Source organism: Streptomyces sp. NPDC028711, from assembly GCF_055565415.1.
In genome coordinates this window covers 295,859-314,956 of sequence record NZ_JBVHUJ010000003.1, presented here as the reverse complement: position 1 = coordinate 314,956, position 19,098 = coordinate 295,859, and the positions used below count along the sequence as shown (strand labels likewise).

Sequence of the window (19,098 nt, the reverse complement as noted above, 5' to 3'; positions counted from 1 at the left end):
TCATGGCGATGATGCCCCCGTAGGCGTCGTGAAGCTGTGCGTGTGCGTATGCCTGTGCGTCTCTGCTGCCGTGTGCGCGCGGTCCGGGCGTGGCTGCCCGTGCGACGTGCCGGAGCACGCCGCGCGCGGCGGACAGGGTGAGCAGGGTGGAGGAGGTCCGCGCTGTGCGGAGGGGTGTCAGAGTTCGGAGTCGATGAACGCGAGGAGTTCGTCTACCGACGCGGACTGGACCCGCGCGGTCAGATCGTTGTCGTCGGCCGGGGACCGCTGGGCCGGTACGCGGATCACCAGTGCCTGGAGCCGTTGGACGATCTCGGCCCTGATGTCGTCCTGGGTGTCGTCCGGCAGCCCGTCGAGCGCCGCTTCCAGCTGGTCGAGTTCGACCAGGCCGGGTACGGCCCCGGGGGCGGTGGAGCCGGTGGATTCCGGTTCCGTCGGGGCGAGTTCGGCGTGGAGGTGGGCCACGACCGCCAGAGGTGTCGGGTAGTTGAAGAGGAAGGTCGCGGGCAGCCGCAGGCCGGCGCCGGTCTGCAGCCTGTTGCGCAGTTCGACGAGGGTGAGCGAGTCGCAGCCCAGGTCCTTGAAGGAGCGGTCGGCGGGAACCCCGGCCGCGGAGGACCGGCCGAGCACGGCGGCGGTCTCCACCCGTACGAGATCGAGCAGCAGTTCCTCTTGCTCGGCCCGGCTCAGCCCGGCGAGCCGGTCGCGCAGGGTCCCGGTCGTCGCGGACGCGGCGGTCGTCGCCGGTGTCTGAGCCGGTCGCGGCGCGGCGGGTGCCAGGTCCCGCAGCACTGCGGGGAGCTGTGCACCCAGCGCGCCGAGCGCGGCCCGGTCGAGGGGCGCGGGCACGAGCGCGGCGGTGTCCATGCGGAGTGCCGCGTCGAGCAGGGCCAGGCCCTCCGTCCGGTCGATGGGGGCGAGTCCGGTCCTGGCGATGCGTCCCCGGTCGGCTTCGGACAGCGTGCCCGCCATGCCGGCGGCGCCCGGCCCGCCCGCCGTGTCCGCCCACATGCCCCAGGCGAGGGAGAGCGCGGGCAGACTCCGTGCCGTGCGGTGCTGGGCGAGGGCGTCCAGGTAGGCGTTGGCCGCGGCGTAGTTGCCCTGGCCGGCGCCACCGATGACGCCCATGACGGAGGAGAAGAGGACGAAGGCCGCGAGGTCCTGGTCCACGGTCAGCTCGTGCAGATGACGGGCCGCGGTCGCCTTGGCCGCGAGCACCGTGTCGAGGCGCTCGGGGGTGAGCGCGGTGATCACGCCGTCGTCGAGCACACCCGCGGCATGGACGACGGCGGTGAGCCGTACGCCGGTGAGGAGCTGCGCGAGTGCCTCGCGGTCGGCGGTGTCGCAGGCGGCGACGACGACCTCGGCGCCCAGCTCGGTGAGCTCGGCGGCGAGTTCCCCGGCGCCCGGGGCGTCCGGGCCGCGACGGCTGACGAGGAGCAGCCGGCGAGCGCCGTGCTCGGTGACCAGATGCCGGGCGACGAGTCCGCCGAGGGCCCCGGTGGCGCCGGTGACGAGGACCGTGCCGTCCGGGTCGAGGGACGGGGGCAGGGTGAGGACGACCTTGCCGATGTGCCGCGCCTGGCTGACGTGACGGAACGCCTCCGGTGCCCGGCGGACGTCCCACGTGCTGATCGGCAGCGGGGTGAGCGCCCCCGACGACAGCAACCGCAGGACGTCGGTGAGGAGTGCGTGGATCCGCTCGGTCGGTTCCTGGAGCAGGTCGAAGAAGCGGTAGTCCACGCCCGGGTGGACGGCCGCGATCAGCTCCGGGTCGCGCAGATCCGTCTTGCCCATCTCCACGAAGCGGCCACCGTTCGGCAGCAGCCTCAGCGAGGCGTCCACGAACTCACCGGCGAGGGAGTTCAGTACGACGTCCATGCCCCGGCCCCCGGTGGCCGCGCCGAACGCGGCCTCGAAGTCCAGGGTGCGCGACGACGCCAGGTTCGCCCCGGCAAGGCCGAGGTCACGCAGGGCGTCCCACTTGCCGGGGCCCGCCGTGCCGTAGACCTCCGCTCCCAGGTGCCGGGCCAGCTGGACGGCGGCCATACCGACACCGCCCGCGGCGGCGTGGATCAGGACGCGCTCGCCCGAGGCAAGGCCGGCGAGGTCGACCAGGGCGTGGTAGGCGGTCAGGAACACGATGGGTGCGGACGCGGCCTGGGCGTACGTCCAGCCGGCGGGCATGACGGCGACCCGCCGGTGGTCGGCGACGGTCACCGGGCCGAACGCGCCGGAGAACAGGCCCATGACCGGGTCGCCGACGGCGAGACCGGTGACTCCCGGCCCGACCTCGGTGACCACACCGGCTCCTTCGAGGCCGAGGAGACCGGGGTCGCCGGGGTAGAGACCGAGGGTGTTCAGGACGTCCCGGAAGTTGACGCCGGCGGCGCGTACCGCGATGCGTACCTCGCCGTCGCCCAGCGGGGCGACGGACTCCGGGCAGGGTTCGAGCAGCAGCTTGTCCAGGGTCCCGCGCTCGCGCACGGCGAGCCGCCAGGCGGCCGCCCCCGCGGGGGGAACCAGGGCGCCGCCGGCCGTGGCCCGGCCGAGCCGGGGCACCAGCGGGGCTCCGTCCCGTACGGCGAGCTGCGGTTCCGCGTCGATCAGCGGCAGTGCGGTACGGCAGTCGGCCGCGGAGTCCACGTCGAGGAGCGCGACACGGCCCGGGTTCTCGGTCTGCGCCGAGCGTGCCAGACCCCAGACGGCCGCGCCGTCGGGGTCCACGTCGGCATCGGGCGCCGTGGCCACAGCGGCCCTGGTGACGAGCACGAGCCGGGAGTCGGCGAGCCGTTCGTCGGCCAGCCAGGCCTGGAGCAGCGCGAGCGCACGGTGCACGGCGGGCCGGGCAGCGGCCGCCGGGCCGTCTTCGAGGCGTACGGGGTCCCCATGGCCCCCGAGACCCGCCGGGCCGGCATGGCCCGCGAGGTCCGCCCGGTCCGCGAGGTCCACGAGACCCGCCAGGTCCGCGAGCGGTGCGAAGACCACCGCGGGGGCGGGAACCCCCGTGTCGAGGGCCCGGCCGAGGTCCGCGAGGTCGGCGTACCGCGGGCCGACGCCCAGGTCGGCGGAGCCGAGCACGGCGGCCGACGGGGACGTCGCCCCGTCCGCCGTGGCCGGCCGCCAGTCCAGGCGGTGGAGCGACCGGGGAACGGCCACGTTCTCGCTCACCGGCCGCAGGAGCAGCTCCTCGACCTCGGCGATCACCGCCTGGGACTCGTCGACGAGCGTCAGCGACACCGCGTCGGGACCGGCGGTGGTGATCAGGACCCGGGCGGCACGCGCCCCGGCCTTGTGGACGGTCACCCCGCGCCACGAGAAGGGCAGCAGCCTGCGGTCGCCGTCCTCGAGGGCGGCCAGGACGATCGGGTGCAGGGCCGCGTCGAGCAGCGCCGGGTGCAGCCCGTAGGAGCCGGCGTCGGTGACGGTCGTCGGCAGGGCGACGTCGGCGAGCAGGTCCGTGCCGTCCCGCCACGCGGCGCGCAGGCCCTGGAAGGCGGGGCCGTAGGCGTATCCGGCCGTGGCCAGTCCGTCGTAACAGCCCTCGACGGGCAGCGGCTCGGCCGCCGCGACGTTCCGGCCCGCCGCGCTCGCGGGCGCCCCGGCGTGCGGCGAGAGGGTACCGGTGGCGTGGAGGGTCCACGGCTCGGCGGCGCCGTCCGGCGACTCGGTGCGGGCGTGCACGGTCAGCGTCCGCTGACCGTCGTCGCCGGGCGCGGCCACGACGACCTGCACCTCGCTGCGGCCCTCCTCGGGGATCACCAGCGGGGCGACCAGGGTGAGTTCGGCGACACGGGGCGTACCCGTCCGTGCTCCCGCGTGGGCGGCGAGTTCGAGGAAGGCGGTGCCGGGCAGCAGGACCGAGCCGAGGACGGCGTGGTCGGCGAGCCACGGGTGGGTACGGCGGCCGAGCCGGGCCGTCAGCGCGGTCTGCCCGGATTCGGCGAGCTCCACGGCGGAGCTGAGCAGCGGATGGCCGGCCGGTCCCTCCGCGCCGTGCGCGGTCAGCCAGTAGCGCTCCCGCTGGAAGGCGTACGTGGGCAGGCCGGGCGTCCGGCCCGGGCCGAACACGGCGTGCCACTCCGGGCTCCGGCCGCGGACGTGCAGCGTGCCGAGCGCGCCGGCCAGGGTCCGGAGCTCGGACCGGCCACGGCGCAGCACGGGGACGAAAGCGAGCGCGTCGTCGTCCAGACAGCTCTGGCCCAGCGCCGACAGCACACCGTCGGGGCCGAGTTCGACGAACGTCCGCATCCCGAGGTCGTGGAGTGCGGCGAGACCGTCGGACATCCGTACTTCGCGGCGCACCTGCCGGACCCAGTAGTCGGCGGTGACCTCGACGGGCTGACCGGTGACGGTGGACACCATGGTGATGCGCGGCTCCGCGTAGCGGATCCCCGCCGTGACGGCGGCGAACGCGTCGAGCATCCCGTCCATGCGGTGGGAGTGGAAGGCGTGACTGACGACGAGCCGGCGCGTCTTGCGGCCGGTGGCGGCGAACGTGGCGGCGACCTGCTCGACGGCCTCGACGTCGCCGGAGACGACGACGGCCGTGGGGCCGTTGACGGCGGCGATGCTCACCTCGTGCTCGCGGCCGTCGAGGAGCGCCCGGACCTCGTCGTACGACGCCTGTACGGCCATCATCGCCCCGCCGGCAGGCAGGGCCTGCATGAGCCGGCCGCGCGCGGTGACCAGGGCGCAGGCGTCGGGCAGGGTGAGGATCCCGGCGACATGGGCGGCGGCGAACTCGCCGATGGAGTGGCCGAGTACGGCGTCCGGCGCCAGGCCCCGGTGTTCGAGCAGCCGGAACAGCGCGACCTGGAGGGCGAAGAGGGCCCCCTGGGTGTTCTCGGTCCGGTCGAGTGCCTCGGCGTCGTGGAACATCACGTCGCGGATCGGCGGCGTACCCGGCACGGAGCCGCGGCAGGCGTCGAGCTCGGCGCACACCGCGTCGAGCGCCGCGGCGAAGACCGGCTCCGCCGCGTACAACTCGGCGCCCATGCCGACTCGTTGGCTGCCCTGCCCGGTGAAGAGGTAAGCGAGACCGTCGTCGGGGCGTGCCGTGCCGAGGGCCAGCGCGGAGTGCGCCTCGCCGCGACCGAGCGCGGCAAGCGCCGCGACGGCCTCGGCCCGGTCCTCGGCGGTGACGGCCGCGCGGTGGTCGAGGGCGGTACGGGTGGTGGCCAGGGCGCGCCCCAGATCACGCGTCGACAGGTCCTCGTGGGCGTCCAGTGCGTCGACCAGTGCGGCGGCCTGCGCGCGCAGCGCCGGTTCGGTACGGCCGGACAGCACCCAGAACGGTGCGGAGTGGTCGTCACCGGGCTCCTGTGCCGTCTCGTCGTCGGCCGGTGCTTCGGCGAGGACGACGTGGGCGTTGGTTCCGCTGATGCCGAAGGAGGAGACTCCGGCCCGGCGGACCTTGTCCTCGGTGGCGGGCCAGGGGCGGGGTTCGGTGAGTACTTCGACGCCGCCGGTGTCCCAGTCGACGAGCTCGCTGGGCTTGCTCACGTTCAGGGAGGCGGGGAGTTCGCCGTGGCGCAGTGCCATGACCATCTTGATGATGCCGCCGACTCCGGCGGCCGCCTGTGCGTGTCCGAGGTTGGACTTCAGCGAGCCGAGGTACAGCGGCCGGCCGTCACGCTCCTTGCCGTAGGTCGCGAGCAGGGCCTGGGCCTCGATGGGGTCGCCGAGGACGGTTCCGGTGCCGTGTGCTTCGACCGCGTCGATTCCGGCGAAGGTCACTCCGGCGTCCTGGACGGCGGCGCGGATCACCCGCTCCTGTGCCGGGCCGCTGGGTGCGGTGAGTCCGTTGGAGGCCCCGTCCTGGTTCACGGCCGTACCGGCCACCACGGCGAGGACCTCGTGTCCGAGCCGTCGGGCGTCCGAGAGCCGCTCGACCACGAGCACGCCCACGCCTTCGGCCCATGCGGTGCCGTCGGCGTCCGCCGAGAACGACTTGCAGCGGCCGTCCGCCGCGAGCCCCCGCTGACGCGAGAACTCCACGAAGATCCCGGGCGTCGACATCACGGTCACACCGCCCGCGAGGGCCAGCGAGCACTCGCCGGACCGGACAGCGCGTACGGCCAGGTGCAGGGCGACGAGCGAGGACGAGCACGCCGTGTCCACCGTCAGCGCAGGCCCCTGCAGTCCGAGCGTGTAGGCGACACGTCCGGACGCCACGCTCGATGTCGTCCCCGTCAGACCGAACCCGGCGGCCCCCACGCCCGCCTCACCGAGACGGGGGCCGTACTCCTGGGCCATGACACCGGCGAAGACGCCCGCCTGAGTGCCGCGCAGGGAGTCGGGGGCGATGCCCGCCCGCTCCAGGGCCTCCCAGCACACTTCGAGGAAGGCGCGCTGCTGCGGGTCCATCGCCAGCGCCTCGCGCGGCGAGATCCCGAACAGCTCGGCGTCGAAGTCGGCGGCACCGTCGAGGAAGCCACCGTTGCGTACGTACGTGGTCCCCACGTGCGCGGGGTCCGGGTGGTAGAGGCCGTCGAGGTCCCAGCCCCGATCCGCCGGGAAGCCCGAGATCACGTCGCGCCGCTCGGCGACGACCCGCCACAGCGCCTCGGGCGAGTCCACCCCGCCGGGGAAGCGGCAGCCGATGCCGACGATCACGACGGGGTCGTCCTGATCGGTACGGGCCTCGGGGGCCGCCGCGTCGTGCGGCGCGTCGGCGAGCAGCGCGGCAAGCCGGGCGGGGCTGGGGTGGTCGTACACGACCGTGGTGGGGAGCCTGCGCCCGGTGGCGGTGACGAGCCGGTTGCGCAGCTCGACGACCATCGCCGAGTCGATGCCCAGCTCCTTGAACGTGCGCCGCGGCTCGATCTCGGCGGCGGACTCGTACCCGAGGACGGCGGCGGTGTGCGCCCGTACGAGTTCCAGCGCGGCGGGGCCGGTCAGCGAGCGGTCCGGCTCGGACTCGTGGCCGTCCGCGGTGTCCTGCCACGGCTCGGGGGCCGGTGCTGCCTGCGCGGTGGTCGGCGACGGCAGGGCGCGGGCCGTGCCGGGCTGTGCGGAGATCCAGTGGCGGCGCCGCTGGAAGGCGTACGTCGGGAGCTCGGCGCGGGCGGTGCCGGCGGGCAGGACGGCGGACCAGTCCACCTCCGCGCCGTGGCAGAACGCCTCGCCGAACGCGAGCAGCAGCCGCTGCGTGCCGCCCTCCTCGCGGCGCAGCGTGCCGAGCGCGGCGACCGGCAGGTCCGCGGCCTCCGCCGTCTGCTGGACGGCGAGCGAGAGCACCGGGTGCGGGCTCATCTCGATGAACAGCTCGTGTCCCGCGTCGAGGAGCGCCCGCACGGTGGGCTCGAACCGCACGGGTTCCCGCAGGTTGCGGTACCAGTAGTCGACGTCGAGCTCGGAGCCGTCAAGGGCCCCGGCGGTCACGGTGGAGTGCAGCGGCACGCTTCCGGTGCGCGGTGCGATCCCGGCGAGGTCGGCCGGCAGCGTGTCGCGTACGGCGTCGACGTGCGGGCTGTGCGAGGCGTAGGCGACCGGGACGCGCCGGGTGCGGACGTCGCTCTCGCCGTAGTGCGCGGCCAGCGCGTCCAGGGCGGCCCCGTCACCGGCCACCACGGTCATGCCGGGGGAGTTGACGGCCGCGACGCTGAGCTGCGGGTGGGCGGCGAGGTCCTCGCGCACCCGGTCGGCGGGCAGCGACACGGTGAGCATGCCGCCTCCGCGCCCGGCGAGCGCGCCGAGGGCGGTGCTGCGCACGGCGATCAGCCGGGCCGCGTCGTCCACGGTGAGGGCGCCGCTCACGGTGGCGGCGGCGATCTCGCCCTGCGAGTGGCCGACGACGGCGGCCGGTTCGACACCCGCCGCCCGCCACAGCGCGGCGAGGCCGACCATCACGGCCCACAGGGCGGGTTGCACGACGTCGTCGCGGTCGAGGGCCGGCGCGCCGGGGCGGCCGCGCAGCACATCGGTGAGCGACCAGTCGCGGTACGGCCGCAGGGCGCGCTCGCACTCCTCGACGACCTGGGCGAAGACGGGGGCGCTGTCCAGGAGATCGGCGGCCATGCCGGCCCACTGCGAGCCCTGGCCGGGGAAGACGAACACGGCCTCGCGGACGGTCGCCCGGCTGGTTCCCTCGACCGCGGCCGGGGTGACCCGGGCGTCGGCGACGGCGTCCAGGGCGGTCAGCAGGTCCTCGCGGCCGGCGCCGACCAGGACGGCCCGGTGGGTGAAGGCGGTGCGGGCGTGGGCGAGGGTCCGGGCGACCTCGACGGCGTCGAGATCCTGGTGGGCGGCGAGGTGGTCGCGCAGCCGTGCCGCCTGGGCGCGCAGCGCCTTCTCCCCGCGTCCGGACAGCACCCAGGGAATGGAACCGTATCCCTTCGGCGCGTCCGCGTCCTTTGACTGTTCTGGCTTGTTCTCTACGGTCGAGGCGGCCTCGCCCGACCACTCTCCGAGCACCAGATGACAGTTGGTTCCGCCCATTCCGACCGATGTCACACCCGCGACGAGCGGCCCATCGGGATTCGGCCACTGTCCGGTCCCGGTGACGGCGGCGATCCGCAGATCGGCGAAAGGTATCTGCGGATGGGGGGTGCGGTAGTTGAGCGTGGGAACGAGTTCTCGCTCTTTGAGACAGAGAATGGTCTTGACGAGCCCCGCTATGCCCGCGGCCCCTTCGAGATGGCCGATGTTCGTCTTGACGGAGCCGAGCCTGAGCGGATTATCCGGAGTGCGGGACGAGGCGAAAACAGAGCCCAGAGCCGATGCTTCAATGGGGTCGCCGACCCGGGTGCCCGATCCGTGTATTTCTACGTACTGTGCTTGTTCCAGCGGTATTCGCGCGTTTTCCCAGGCGTCACGTATGACACGTTCCTGGGCCCTTCCGCTCGGCGTGGGAAGGGTGTCGCTCGCACCGTCGCTGCCGATGGCGCCACCGTGCAGCAGGCAGTGGATGCGGTCCCCGTCGGCCACGGCCCGGCTGAGCAGTTTCAGCGCGACCACGCCGCCGCCCTCGCCCCGCACGTAGCCGTTCGCCCGGGCGTCGAGCGTGTGACATCGGCCGTCGGGCGAGAGGCTGCCGAAGGCCGCGAGGGCCTCGGTGCTCTCCGGTGCCAGATTGAGGTTGACGCCGCCGGCCAGGGCCACGGTGGACTCGCCGCGCCGCAGGCTCTCGCAGGCCAGATGCACCGCGACGAGGGACGATGACTGCGCGGTGTCGACCACCATGCTGGGGCCCCGCAGGCCCAGGACGTACGAGACCCGGTTGGCGATGATGCCGCGGTGCAGGCCGGTCACCGTGTGCGCGGAGGTCGCGCCGGGGCCGGCCGCGTGGGTGAGGGTCGCGTAGTCGTCGGCGATCGCGCCGACGAAGACACCGGTGTCGGTGTCGGCGAGCGCGGCCGGGACGATGCCGGCGTCCTCGAGCGCCTCCCAGGCGAGCTCGAGCACGAGCCGCTGCTGCGGATCCATCGCGGCGGCTTCACGCGGGGATATTCCGAAGAACTCGGCGTCGAAGGTGTCGACCCGGGGCAGAAAACCACCGGGGCGCGACGACCCGTCGCCTAATGCGCCGAGATGCGCGCGATCAGCGGGTGGCTGTGCTATCGCGTCGCGGCCGTTCCTGAGGAGATCCCAGAATTCGGCGGGGCTTGCCCCGCCGGGAAATCGGCAGGAAAGTCCGACGACGGCAACGGTCCGGTCGTCACTGTCCGGCGGCGTGCCTGCAGCCTGATTCCGGGCATGGCGGATCATGGTGTTGTTGCTCCCCCCGTGAAGCACAATCAACGGCGCAGCCGACTCGGCGGCCCAGCCACATTCGATTCGGACCCTAGCACCGAGTCGGCTCTCCGTAAACCAATGGCCATGGCTGTGAGTTGGTTAACGAAATCAATACGCCCGGGTAATCGGGGGAGGGCGTCTCTCGTCACCTTCTCGCCAACCAACGGAAACACCGTCGACACGCGGAAAAGCGGTTGACAACGGCCGGCCCGCCGCTTTCACGAGTTCAGCGGACGGGCCGTGACCGGGTCACCGGGAAGCGGCCGGGGTGTCGCCCGTCGCGCCCTTCGCGGCCGGGTCCGCCTTGGTGAGGGTGCAGACGCCGTCCACGCACTGGCGCTCCAGGCGCCCGCGCGAGATGGTCTGCGCCAGGCCGACCATCCAGCAGGTGGGGCAGCCCCGGAAGGCGATCAGGGCCAGCGGGGCCGCGAGCAGGGTGGCCGGGCCGGCGACGGGCACCATGGCGATCGAGCCGATGATGAGCCCGAAGCCGATGGCGCCGCGCGCCAGATGGCGCGGGACGGACTTGCTGGCGAAGTTCATGTCGGGGGCCCGAGTGGCGGCCGGGTCCTTCACGTCCTGTGCGGGCTTCACGATGTTCACGGTGTTCACGGTCGCGAGTCTCCTTCGACTGGTGGGTCGATGGCTTGATCCGGTATGGGGTCGGTCACCGCGAGGGACTGACGCAGTGACGCGCGTGCTCTGTGCAGCCGCGACTTCATCGCGGCGGTGCTCAGACCGAGCGAACTCGCCACGGTCCTGCCCGGCAGGCCTTGTACGTCCCGCATGATCAGGACCTGCCGCTGGTCACGGGGAAGAGCGCTGACCGCGGCGGCGATCCGCTCCACCTCCAGCCGGTGCAGCACCGCCTCCTCGGCGGACGGCTCCGCGGAAGCCTCCGGTCCGGCCGACGCCTCGTCGCTCCGCGAGACGAGCAGCCGGACCTGCCGGAGGCATTCGTTGCGCACGATCCGGAACATCCATGAGGCAAGCGCGCCGGTGGCCCGCAGGGTGCCGATCTTCCGGTAGAGGATGATCAGCGCCTCCTGCGCCGCGTCCTCCGCGTCCTGCGGCGAGGCGCACAGCGAGATGGCGAACTTGCGCACATGAGGCTGCGATTCCATGACGACGGTCGTGAGCGAAGTGACGTCGCCGTCCTGAGCGGCCTTGATGAGCCGCTCGTCCGGCCAGGGGAAACGTTGGTTCATGTGCTACTCATACCCGTAGGGCGCCCCGCGCGCAGGCGCCGGTCAGCTACGGCTCTTGTAGCGCCGCATCAGGTGCCAGCTGCACGCGCCCACGAGCAGGACGCCGACGACGACGAGGGTGGTGACCAACATGTGCGTTTCCTCCTGGTTCCACCGGCCCGTTCAGCCGGTACACGGATAAGAGACGGCGAGGTCCGGAAAGGATTCGGCTCCGGCCCGACTTTTTTCCGGACCGCGCACGGCCCCGCTCGCGCGGGGGCACGGAGACGGGCCGCCGGCCCTGCCGGGCCGTGACGCCGGGAGGGTGCGTCGGTCCCCGGGTGTGTCAGGTCGGGCGGCGAGGGCAGGGCGGCGAGTGGCGCCCGCTTGTGATCGGTTCATTGCGCCTTCGGTTCGGTGATTGGTCGTTTTATGGGGCCGGAATGACCGCTGGAGGCTGTCCTTCCAGCAAAGTCACATGGCGAACCCGAACTGACTATGCTCCCCGATGTGTTGCGCCGCGCTCACAGCGAGTCATGGACGCTGTGGTGTGCGCGGAACGGAGCGTGGCCGTTAAGGGGAGCGATCATCGGCACGATCTCGAAGCGACCCGTCGGGGCCTCATCGGGAACACGCGCACGTGCCCGGGTGAAATCCGGCCGATCCGTTCCCTTCGGCGCACCGCACCCTTCCAGTCCGCTCATTCCAGAGTGTTTAGGGACCCCTTGATGGTTCGTGCAGGTTCGATTTCCAGATCCCGGCCGGCTGCGGTCGCCCGGGAATGGCTTCTCCCGCCAGGAGTTCTGGCCCTGGCGTCCGCGATAGCGCTGTTCTTCTGTCCGGCGGGGATACGGGCGCCGGTCGCCTGGTGCGGAGTCGCCGCGGTCGTCCTGACGGTCATCACCTCCGTCGCGACCGCGCGCCGGCTGCGGGCTGCGGAAGCGGTCCGCCACGCGCGGGTGGTCGCCGAGGCGGAGAAGCACCACGCGCAGCGCGAGGCCGCGCTGCTCACGCGTCTGGAAGACCAGCGGACCGCCACCGTCTGGCTCGCCGAGGAGCTCCTCCCCGCGACCGTGGCACGGCTGCGCAGGGGCGACCCCTCCGGCGAGATCCTGCGCGCGGTCAGCTTCGGGGAGCACATCGACGACGACTTCGCCGCCGCGCTCAAGGGCGCCCTGCGGACGCTCCTGGAAGCCGTGGAGGCGGAGGAGAACACCCGGGACGCCTCCCAGCGGGCCCTCGTGGCGATCGCCCGCAGGATGCAGGCGATCGTGCACCAGCTCGCCAAGGACCTCCACGCCATGCAGATCCAGCACGGCAACGACCTCGTGGTCTCCCGCGGTCTGCAGGGCGTCGACCACCGGAACGCCCTGATCGGCCGCCTCGCCGCCAACATCGCGGTCCTCGGCGACGCCCGGCCGGGCCGCCAGTGGCGGAAGCCGATTCCGCTCTACGACGTCCTGCGCGGAGCCATGTCACGCATCGTGGACTTCCCCCGCGTGAAGCTGCACTCGGTGGCGTCGGTGGCCGTGGTCGGCCCCGGAGCCGAACCGCTGATGCATCTGCTCGCCGAACTCCTCGACAACGCGACGACGTTCTCGCCGCCGCACGCCCCGGTGGTGGTGACCGCGAGCGAGGTGCCCTCCGGCATCGCGATCGAGATCGAGGACCGCGGGGTCGGACTCACCGAAGAGGTCCGGGCGCGCGTCGAACGCGTCATGGCGCAGTCGCGGAGGTACGTCAACCTCGCGGGCCTCGGCGAGGTGACCCAGCTCGGCCTGCCCGTCGTCAGCCGGCTCGCCCGCGAGCACAAGTGCGAGGTCGACCTGCGCACGTCCGCCTACGGCGGAGTCCGGGCCGTGGTCCTCGTCCCCCGGGACCTGATCACCACCATGCCGCCGTCCACCATGAAGCTCCCCCCGCACCTCATGAGGCGTCCGCCGGGCGGCCCGGTCGTGCCGCGGCCGGCACCGGCGGCCGCCACCGTCCCCGCACCCACACCCGCCGAGGTCCCGACGACCGCCAACGGCCTCCCGCAGCGCCGACGCGATTCGCCCGCACTCCCGCAGCGGCGACGTGAGTCGCCCGTTCCGACACCGGTCGTCACGACGACCCCCACGCCTCCCGCCGCGACGACCGCCTCACGGGGCGACTCCCGCCCGCCGGGCCTGATGTGGGAGGCGTTCAACGGCACCAGGAGTCCGGACGCCGAGCCCCACCCTTCCCCCGACGAGCCGTCAGATGAGGACGAGTAACATGCAGCCACTGCCCAACATGGACTGGATGCTCACGGACATCGTGAGCAGCGTCCCGTACGTGCGACACGTGGTCGTCCTGTCGGCGGACGGCCTGTGCATCGGGCAGGCGAACACGGCGCCCGACACCGCCGACGCGATCGCGGCCGCCTGCTCCGGCATCCAGAGCCTGGCCAGGGCCATCGCGCAGAGGTTCCCGGACGGGGACGGATCGACCCGCATGGTCGGGATCGAGGCCGACGGCGGCTACTTCTGTCTGATGGCGGCCGGCCCCGGGGCCTATCTCGCGGTCCTCGCCGACGCGGAGGTGGACGCGGGACTCCTCGGCAACCGGATGCGGACACTGGTGGTCCGGATCGGCCAGCACATCACCAGTCCTCCCCGTTTGGACGTCGGGCAGGCGATGTGACATCGGAGAACCAGGACAACTGGAGTGAGAACACTCCCGTCCCGCTCTACGTCATCACCGGTGATCAGGGACCCGTGGCCAAGTCCTTCAACCTGGTCACCCTCATCGCGACGAGGTCCGAACCCGAGGCCGAAATGCAGCCCGAGCCCGCGGCCATCCTCACCATGTGCACCTACCCGCTGTCGGTGGCCGAGCTCTCCGCGTACCTCAGTCTTCCGTTCAGCGTCGTCACCGTGCTGCTGTCCCAGCTCGTCGACGAGGAGCGGGTCGAGGCCATCGCTCCCGTGCCGGTGGCGGCCTATCCCGAACGCGGCCTGCTGGAGGCGGTGATCCATGGACTACGCAAGCTCTGACGTACTCGACATCACCCGGCACGACACCGACGTGCTGCTGCCTCACGGCGCCAGGGGCGTCAAGGTGGTGGTCGTCGGCGGCTTCGGGGTCGGCAAGACGACCATGGTCGGGGCGGTGAGCGAGATCCCGCCCCTGACCACCGAGGAGACCATGACCCAGGCGGGCGTCGGGATCGACGACAACCCCGGCGCCTCGGGCAAGAACACGACGACCGTCGCGATGGACTTCGGCCGGATCAGCATCAACGAGGAGCTGATCCTCTATCTGTTCGGCACCCCCGGACAGGAGCGCTTCTGGTTCCTGTGGAACGGCATCTTCGAGGGGGCGCTCGGTGCCGTGGTCCTCGTCGACACCCGCAGGGTCGAAGTCTGCTTCGAGGTCATCACCCGCCTGGAGGACCGCCGTGTCCCCTTCGTCGTGGCCGTCAACGCCTTCCCGGAGGCTCCGCAGTACCCCCTGCCAGATCTGCGCACCGCGCTGGCCCTCAGCGACTCCGTGCCCATCGTCACCTGTGACGCACGGGACCGGGCGTCCTGCCGCGACGCCCTGCTCGAGCTGATGACCTACCTGTGCACCCTCGCCGCCGCCCAGGAGAACGCATGACCGTCCCACCCGCCGAGCACGCCACCGCGACACCGGGGCCGATCCCGCCCCCGGGCTGCCCGGCCCACATCGCCACGGGACCCGGCGGGGCCACCCGGCTCTACGGCCCCGCCGCGTCGACGGACCCCATGGGCCTGTACGAGGAGCTGCGCGCCGCCCACGGCCCTGTGGCGCCCGTGCTGCTCGACGGCGACGTACGCGCCTGGCTCGTCCTGGGGTACCTGGAGAACCGGGACGTGGCCAGCCGCCCGACCCAGTTCTCCCGCGACCCCCGCGTCTGGCACGGCTGGACGAGCGGGGAGATCGACCCCGAGACCTCCCCGCTGGTTCCGATGATCGGCTGGCGTCCCGACTGCGTCTGCGCGGACGGCGAGGAGCACCAGCGACTGCGCGGCGCGGTCACCGCCGGCCTCGGCCAGTTCGACCACCGGGGACTGCGCCGCCTCATCACCCGCTTCTCCCACCAGCTGATCGACGGGTTCTGCGAGGACGGCGAGGTCGAACTGGTCAGCCGGTTCACCGAGCACCTGCCCATGCTCGTCCTCATCCATCTGCTCGGGATGACGGACGAGGACAGCCCGGAACTCGTCCACGCCGCCCGTGACCTCTTCAAGGCCACCGAGACGTCGCTCGCCAGCAACGCCTATGTCCTTGAGAGCCTCAGGAAGCTCGTCGTCGCCAAGGCGGCCGAACCGGGGCACGACATCGCCTCCGCCCTGCTGGCCCACCCGGCGGGACTCACGGACGAGGAGGTCCAGCACCACCTCCGGCTCATCCTGCTCGCCGGCTACGAGACGACCGCCAACCTGATGTCCAACGTCCTGCGCATGGTCGTCACCGACCCCCGGTTCCGCGGTTCGCTCGCGGGCGGCCAGATGACCGTGCCCGAGGCCGTGGAACAGGTCCTCTGGGACGAGCCGCCGCTGATGGTGTGCCCGGGCCGCTGGGCCAACGGGGACACCACCCTCGGGGGACAGCAGATCAAGGCGGGGGACATGCTCCTCCTGGGCCTCGCCGCAGGGAACGTCGACAAGACGATCCGCCCGGACGGCGAATCCGTGCACCACAACCGCGCCCATCTGTCCTTCAGCGCCGGTACGCACGAGTGCCCCGGCCAGGACATCGGCCGCATCATCGCCGACACCGGCATCGACATCCTGCTCACCCGGCTGCCCGACATCGACCTGTCCGTCCCGGAGGAGAGCCTCAGCTGGCGCTCCTCCACGTGGGCCCGGCATCTCACGGCGCTGCCCGTGGCCTTCGGCCCCCGCGCTCCCCAGGGCTTCGACTCCCTCGCCCCGCTTCCGGCGCCGCCCGCCCGGAGCGAGGCGACGCCGGCCCCACGGCCCGTGCCCGTCTCCGACACGGCCCGGCGGACCGAGCCCCGCCCCTCGTGGTGGGCGCGCGTCGCGCGTTTCCTGCGAGGGCGGTAGGCCCGCAGCGGCCGGGGCGTCGACGAGTTCCGTCGGCGCCCCGGCCCATGCCGCTACTCCTGGAGGGAGAGGTCCGCGGAGGCGTAGCGGGGGGCCCCGGTGTACCAGGCGTGGAGTCCGGAGAGGAATCCGCAGGCTCCCTGGAGCCAGGTCTCCAGCTCGGCCCGCTCGTCGCGGTCGAGCCCGGACCGCCGGACGAGCTGCGGCAGTTCGCTCTGGCGGAGGTGCTCGAAGTCACGCAGCCGGGCGTTCACGAGATGCAGGGCGGCGGGCACGGCCCCGTGCAGGGTGATGCCCAGCGAGGTTCCGACGACGAGAACCAGGTTGTTGACGTCGTGTTCCTCATGCACTTCCCTTTCGTAGGAGGCGATGTCGTTCGCCAGTCCCATGAAGTCCATGAAGGCGTCGAGCAGCGCCCGGACGGTCCTGCTGTGCCGAATCTGCTCGGGTATTCGCGCGCCGGTCGCCAGTTCTACGGAATAGGGCGCGGTATAGGCCGCGAAACTCTCCCGTCGGAAAGGGGCGTAGTCGATCAGGTGGGGAATGCGGCCGCTGCGGCTGTTGGCCAGTTCCTCGACTCCCGCGTCGATGTATCTCGCGAGGGCCCGGTTGAATTCATGCCGCCAGTGCGCGAGTCGCGGAGGGAAGAGATCGTGCTGCAGATCCGCGATTCCCCTCTCGACGGCATTCGTCGGCTCCGGGAGCCGGGCGCCGTGCTCCGGTCGCAGAAAGGCGTGCAGCCGGGCGGTGAAGGCCACCGCTCCCGAGAGGTCACCGGTCTGCTTGAAGGCGGCGGCGAAGTAGTCGTCCCACGCGAGGGCCCAGATGTTGAACCGGTGGTTGAGCCGGAGGTCGTCGAGCGAGGCGTCGGGCAGAGTCCAGGCGGTGAGCTGGTCGACGGTCATGTCGCGGAACGCGGACCGGGTCCAGATCGCCCGGCCGGCCGAGGGCCCCCCGTGGTCGTCCAGCATGCCCATCGCGCGCGCCCAGGCCTCGCTCTCCTCGTGCAGGGCCGAAAGCCAGGGGTTCACCCGCAGCGGATAGGGCATCCACAGCCGGGGCAGCTCGACGGCACGCACGGTCATGGGGACCGACCTCCTTCTCTGCTCGGTCCGCATCGTGTGCGGACCACCATGCGAGTGGCCTCTCCGGCTCAAACCGCAAGCCGCAAGGGCGAGTTGTGCTGTGGGTGCTCCCGGACGAGGTGACAGCCGTCGCTGCCCCGAGGCCGGACGATGCCCGCCCTGCGGCTCTCCAAACCTGCCCACCGGGGAAGTACGGCAATCCCGCCCATGCCCCCGGCATCGGCCTCCGGTCTCCTCTCGCGCGCCGCTACTCCTCGGTGGGGCCCAGATCGGGCGTCTCGCGGAAGGCGACCGTACGGGCCCGGGGGCCGGCGTGGAGCTCCAGGACGACGATCTCGTTCGTGCCGGCGCGCAGGACGGGAGCGGGGACGTACAGCGACTGCTGCGGGCCGCGGGACCAGTACCGGCCGAGCGGGAACCCGTTCACCCAGGCGTTGCCCTTGGTCCAGCCGTCGAGGTGCAGGTACGTGTCGGCCGCCTCGGTCAGCTCGAAGGCGCCCCGGTGGAAGGCCGGGCCCACGGGAGTCGTCGTGGTGGCCGCGAAGGGGATGTCCTCCGGTGAGGCGAGCGGCAGCGGACGGTTCGTCCAGGCCACCGGCTCGACGCCGTCGAGGAGGACCGCGCCGAGCAGTCCCTTGCGGTCGTGGATGCCCTGGCCGTAGTTCACCCGGCCCTGGTTCTCCACCAGGATCGACAGCACACTGCCGGCCCGGGGGACCGTGAAGGCCAGGGAGTGCTCGTGGTTCTCGCGCTCCAGGACGCCCACCGGCTGCCCGTCGACGAAGACCTGGGCGCGGTCGCGGACGTGCTCGATCTCGAGCAGGGCGGGGCCGCGCACGGGCAGGGCGGTCTCGTAGAGGACGAAGCCGAAGTCCTGCTCCAGCTCCTCCATGGTCAGCGGCCGCCGGGAGTCGATCCCCGGCGCGAGCACGGCCGCGCTCGGCAGCAGCGCGGCACTCTCCGTCAACTCGACGGCGGGGACGCCCAGTTTGGGACCGGGGGCCGGGACGGGGCCGTCCGGCACGGGTGCGTACTTGGCGATGACGTCACGGAAGGCGGTGTACTTCTCCGTCGGGTCCCCGGCCTCGTCGAGCGGCGAGTCGTAGTCGTAGGAGGTGACGGTGGGCCGGTAGGTGTGCTTGTCGTTGGCGCCGTTGGTGAAGCCGAAGTTGGTGCCGCCGTGGAACATGTAGAGGTTGACCGAGGCGCCGGCGGCGAGGGCCTCGTCGAGCTCGCGGGCGGCGTCTTCGGGATCGCGGACCACGTGCCGGGCGCCCCAGCGGTCGAACCAGCCGATCCAGAACTCCGTGGTCATCAGCGGCCCCTCGGGCCGCTGGGCGCGCAGGGCGGCCAGGTGGTGGGCCGAGCGGCTGCCGAAGTTGGCGGTGGCGAGGACGCCGGGCAGGGCGCCCCGCTCCAGGTCGACGGGCTGGTCGCAGGTGAACAGGGGGACGTCGACCCCGCAGGCGCGCAGTGAGTCGGCGATGTGCTCCATATAGGCGGTGTCGTCGCCGTAGGCCCCGTACTCGTTCTCCACCTGCACGGCGAGGACCGGGCCGCCCCGCGAGGCGAGGTACGGCTGGAGCGGGGTGAGCAGGCGGTGGAAGAAGTCGTCCACCGCCGCCAGGAACCGGGGGTCGCGGGAGCGCAGCCGTATGTCCGGCTCGGCGAGGAGCCACGAGGGCAGCCCGCCGCCCTCCCACTCGGCGCAGATGTACGGACCGGGGCGCAGGAGGACGTGCAGCCCCTCGGCGGCGGCGAGTTCGAGGAAGCGGGGGAGGTCGAGCCCGCCGTCGAGGACGAACCGGTCGGGTCGCGGCTGGTGGAGGTTCCAGGGGACGTACGTCTCGACGGTGTTGAGTCCCATGAGCCGGGCCTTGCGGAGCCGGTCCTGCCACTGCTCGGGGTGGACCCGGAAGTAGTGCAGCCCGCCGGACAGGAACCGGAAGGGCCGGCCGTCGAGCAGGAATCCGGCCGTGTCGGTCTGGAGAACGGGCATGCGCTGCTTGCTCCTGTACGTGAGGGGTCGTGCGG

Annotated in this window: 10 protein-coding genes; 5 read left to right on the top strand and 5 right to left on the bottom strand. The window is 72.5% G+C overall.

Annotated features, from left to right (window positions below; translation table 11 throughout):
- Positions 1 to 177: 177 nt before the first annotated feature.
- From ACZ4VK_RS12510 to ACZ4VK_RS12500, 3 genes are all read right to left on the bottom strand, one after another.
- Complete coding sequence (locus ACZ4VK_RS12510) at positions 178 to 9,711, bottom strand: type I polyketide synthase (RefSeq protein WP_468351320.1); 9,534 nt, start codon at positions 9,709 to 9,711, stop codon at positions 178 to 180.
- 276 nt (positions 9,712 to 9,987) lie between these two features.
- Positions 9,988 to 10,350, bottom strand: a complete 363-nt coding sequence (locus ACZ4VK_RS12505) for a hypothetical protein (RefSeq protein ID WP_468351318.1) — start codon at positions 10,348 to 10,350, stop codon at positions 9,988 to 9,990.
- Complete coding sequence (locus ACZ4VK_RS12500) at positions 10,347 to 10,946, bottom strand: RNA polymerase sigma factor (RefSeq protein WP_389679628.1); 600 nt, start codon at positions 10,944 to 10,946, stop codon at positions 10,347 to 10,349. The genes ACZ4VK_RS12505 and ACZ4VK_RS12500 overlap by 4 nt, the downstream gene beginning before the upstream one ends.
- Positions 10,947 to 11,653: 707 nt before the next feature.
- On the opposite strand from ACZ4VK_RS12500, the gene ACZ4VK_RS12495 reads away from it, so the two are divergent.
- Genes ACZ4VK_RS12495 through ACZ4VK_RS12475 form a run of 5 tightly spaced genes read left to right on the top strand, consistent with a single transcriptional unit; the run spans position 11,654 to position 15,979 of the window.
- The gene (locus ACZ4VK_RS12495) at positions 11,654 to 13,180 is read left to right on the top strand and encodes a sensor histidine kinase (protein WP_468351316.1); all 1,527 of its coding nucleotides are present in this window, start codon (positions 11,654 to 11,656) and stop codon (positions 13,178 to 13,180) included.
- Position 13,181: 1 nt separating this feature from the next.
- Positions 13,182 to 13,589 carry a roadblock/LC7 domain-containing protein gene (locus tag ACZ4VK_RS12490; RefSeq protein WP_468351314.1) on the top strand — a complete coding sequence of 136 codons (408 nt, stop codon included), beginning with the start codon at positions 13,182 to 13,184 and terminating at the stop codon, positions 13,587 to 13,589.
- On the top strand, positions 13,586 to 13,942 hold the full coding sequence (locus ACZ4VK_RS12485) for a DUF742 domain-containing protein (protein WP_468351312.1): 357 nt from the start codon (positions 13,586 to 13,588) through the stop codon (positions 13,940 to 13,942). Before ACZ4VK_RS12490 ends, ACZ4VK_RS12485 begins: the two co-directional genes overlap by 4 nt.
- A complete protein-coding gene (locus ACZ4VK_RS12480) occupies positions 13,923 to 14,546 on the top strand; it encodes a GTP-binding protein (RefSeq protein ID WP_468351311.1) in 624 nt (207 codons plus the stop codon). Before ACZ4VK_RS12485 ends, ACZ4VK_RS12480 begins: the two co-directional genes overlap by 20 nt.
- Entirely contained in the window at positions 14,543 to 15,979 is a 1,437-nt protein-coding gene (locus tag ACZ4VK_RS12475; RefSeq protein WP_468351309.1) for a cytochrome P450, read from the top strand. Before ACZ4VK_RS12480 ends, ACZ4VK_RS12475 begins: the two co-directional genes overlap by 4 nt.
- 53 nt (positions 15,980 to 16,032) lie before the next feature.
- On the opposite strand, the gene ACZ4VK_RS12470 is transcribed toward ACZ4VK_RS12475, so the two are convergent.
- Both ACZ4VK_RS12470 and ACZ4VK_RS12465 read right to left on the bottom strand, forming a co-directional pair.
- Complete coding sequence (locus tag ACZ4VK_RS12470; RefSeq protein ID WP_468351307.1) at positions 16,033 to 17,064, bottom strand: terpene synthase family protein; 1,032 nt, start codon at positions 17,062 to 17,064, stop codon at positions 16,033 to 16,035.
- 247 nt (positions 17,065 to 17,311) lie between these two features.
- Positions 17,312 to 19,063, bottom strand: coding sequence for a glycoside hydrolase family 35 protein (locus tag ACZ4VK_RS12465; RefSeq protein WP_468351305.1), 1,752 nt, complete (start codon positions 19,061 to 19,063; stop codon positions 17,312 to 17,314).
- Positions 19,064 to 19,098: the final 35 nt, after the last annotated feature.

Coding starts and splice junctions, on each gene's coding strand:
- ACZ4VK_RS12510 (WP_468351320.1), bottom strand. CDS start 9,711: ATGATCCGCCATGCCCGGAATCAGGCTGCAGGCACGCCGCCGGACAGT.
- ACZ4VK_RS12500 (WP_389679628.1), bottom strand. CDS start 10,946: ATGAACCAACGTTTCCCCTGGCCGGACGAGCGGCTCATCAAGGCCGCT.
- ACZ4VK_RS12495 (WP_468351316.1), top strand. CDS start 11,654: ATGGTTCGTGCAGGTTCGATTTCCAGATCCCGGCCGGCTGCGGTCGCC.
- ACZ4VK_RS12490 (WP_468351314.1), top strand. CDS start 13,182: ATGCAGCCACTGCCCAACATGGACTGGATGCTCACGGACATCGTGAGC.
- ACZ4VK_RS12480 (WP_468351311.1), top strand. CDS start 13,923: ATGGACTACGCAAGCTCTGACGTACTCGACATCACCCGGCACGACACC.
- ACZ4VK_RS12475 (WP_468351309.1), top strand. CDS start 14,543: ATGACCGTCCCACCCGCCGAGCACGCCACCGCGACACCGGGGCCGATC.
- ACZ4VK_RS12470 (WP_468351307.1), bottom strand. CDS start 17,064: ATGACCGTGCGTGCCGTCGAGCTGCCCCGGCTGTGGATGCCCTATCCG.
- ACZ4VK_RS12465 (WP_468351305.1), bottom strand. CDS start 19,063: ATGCCCGTTCTCCAGACCGACACGGCCGGATTCCTGCTCGACGGCCGG.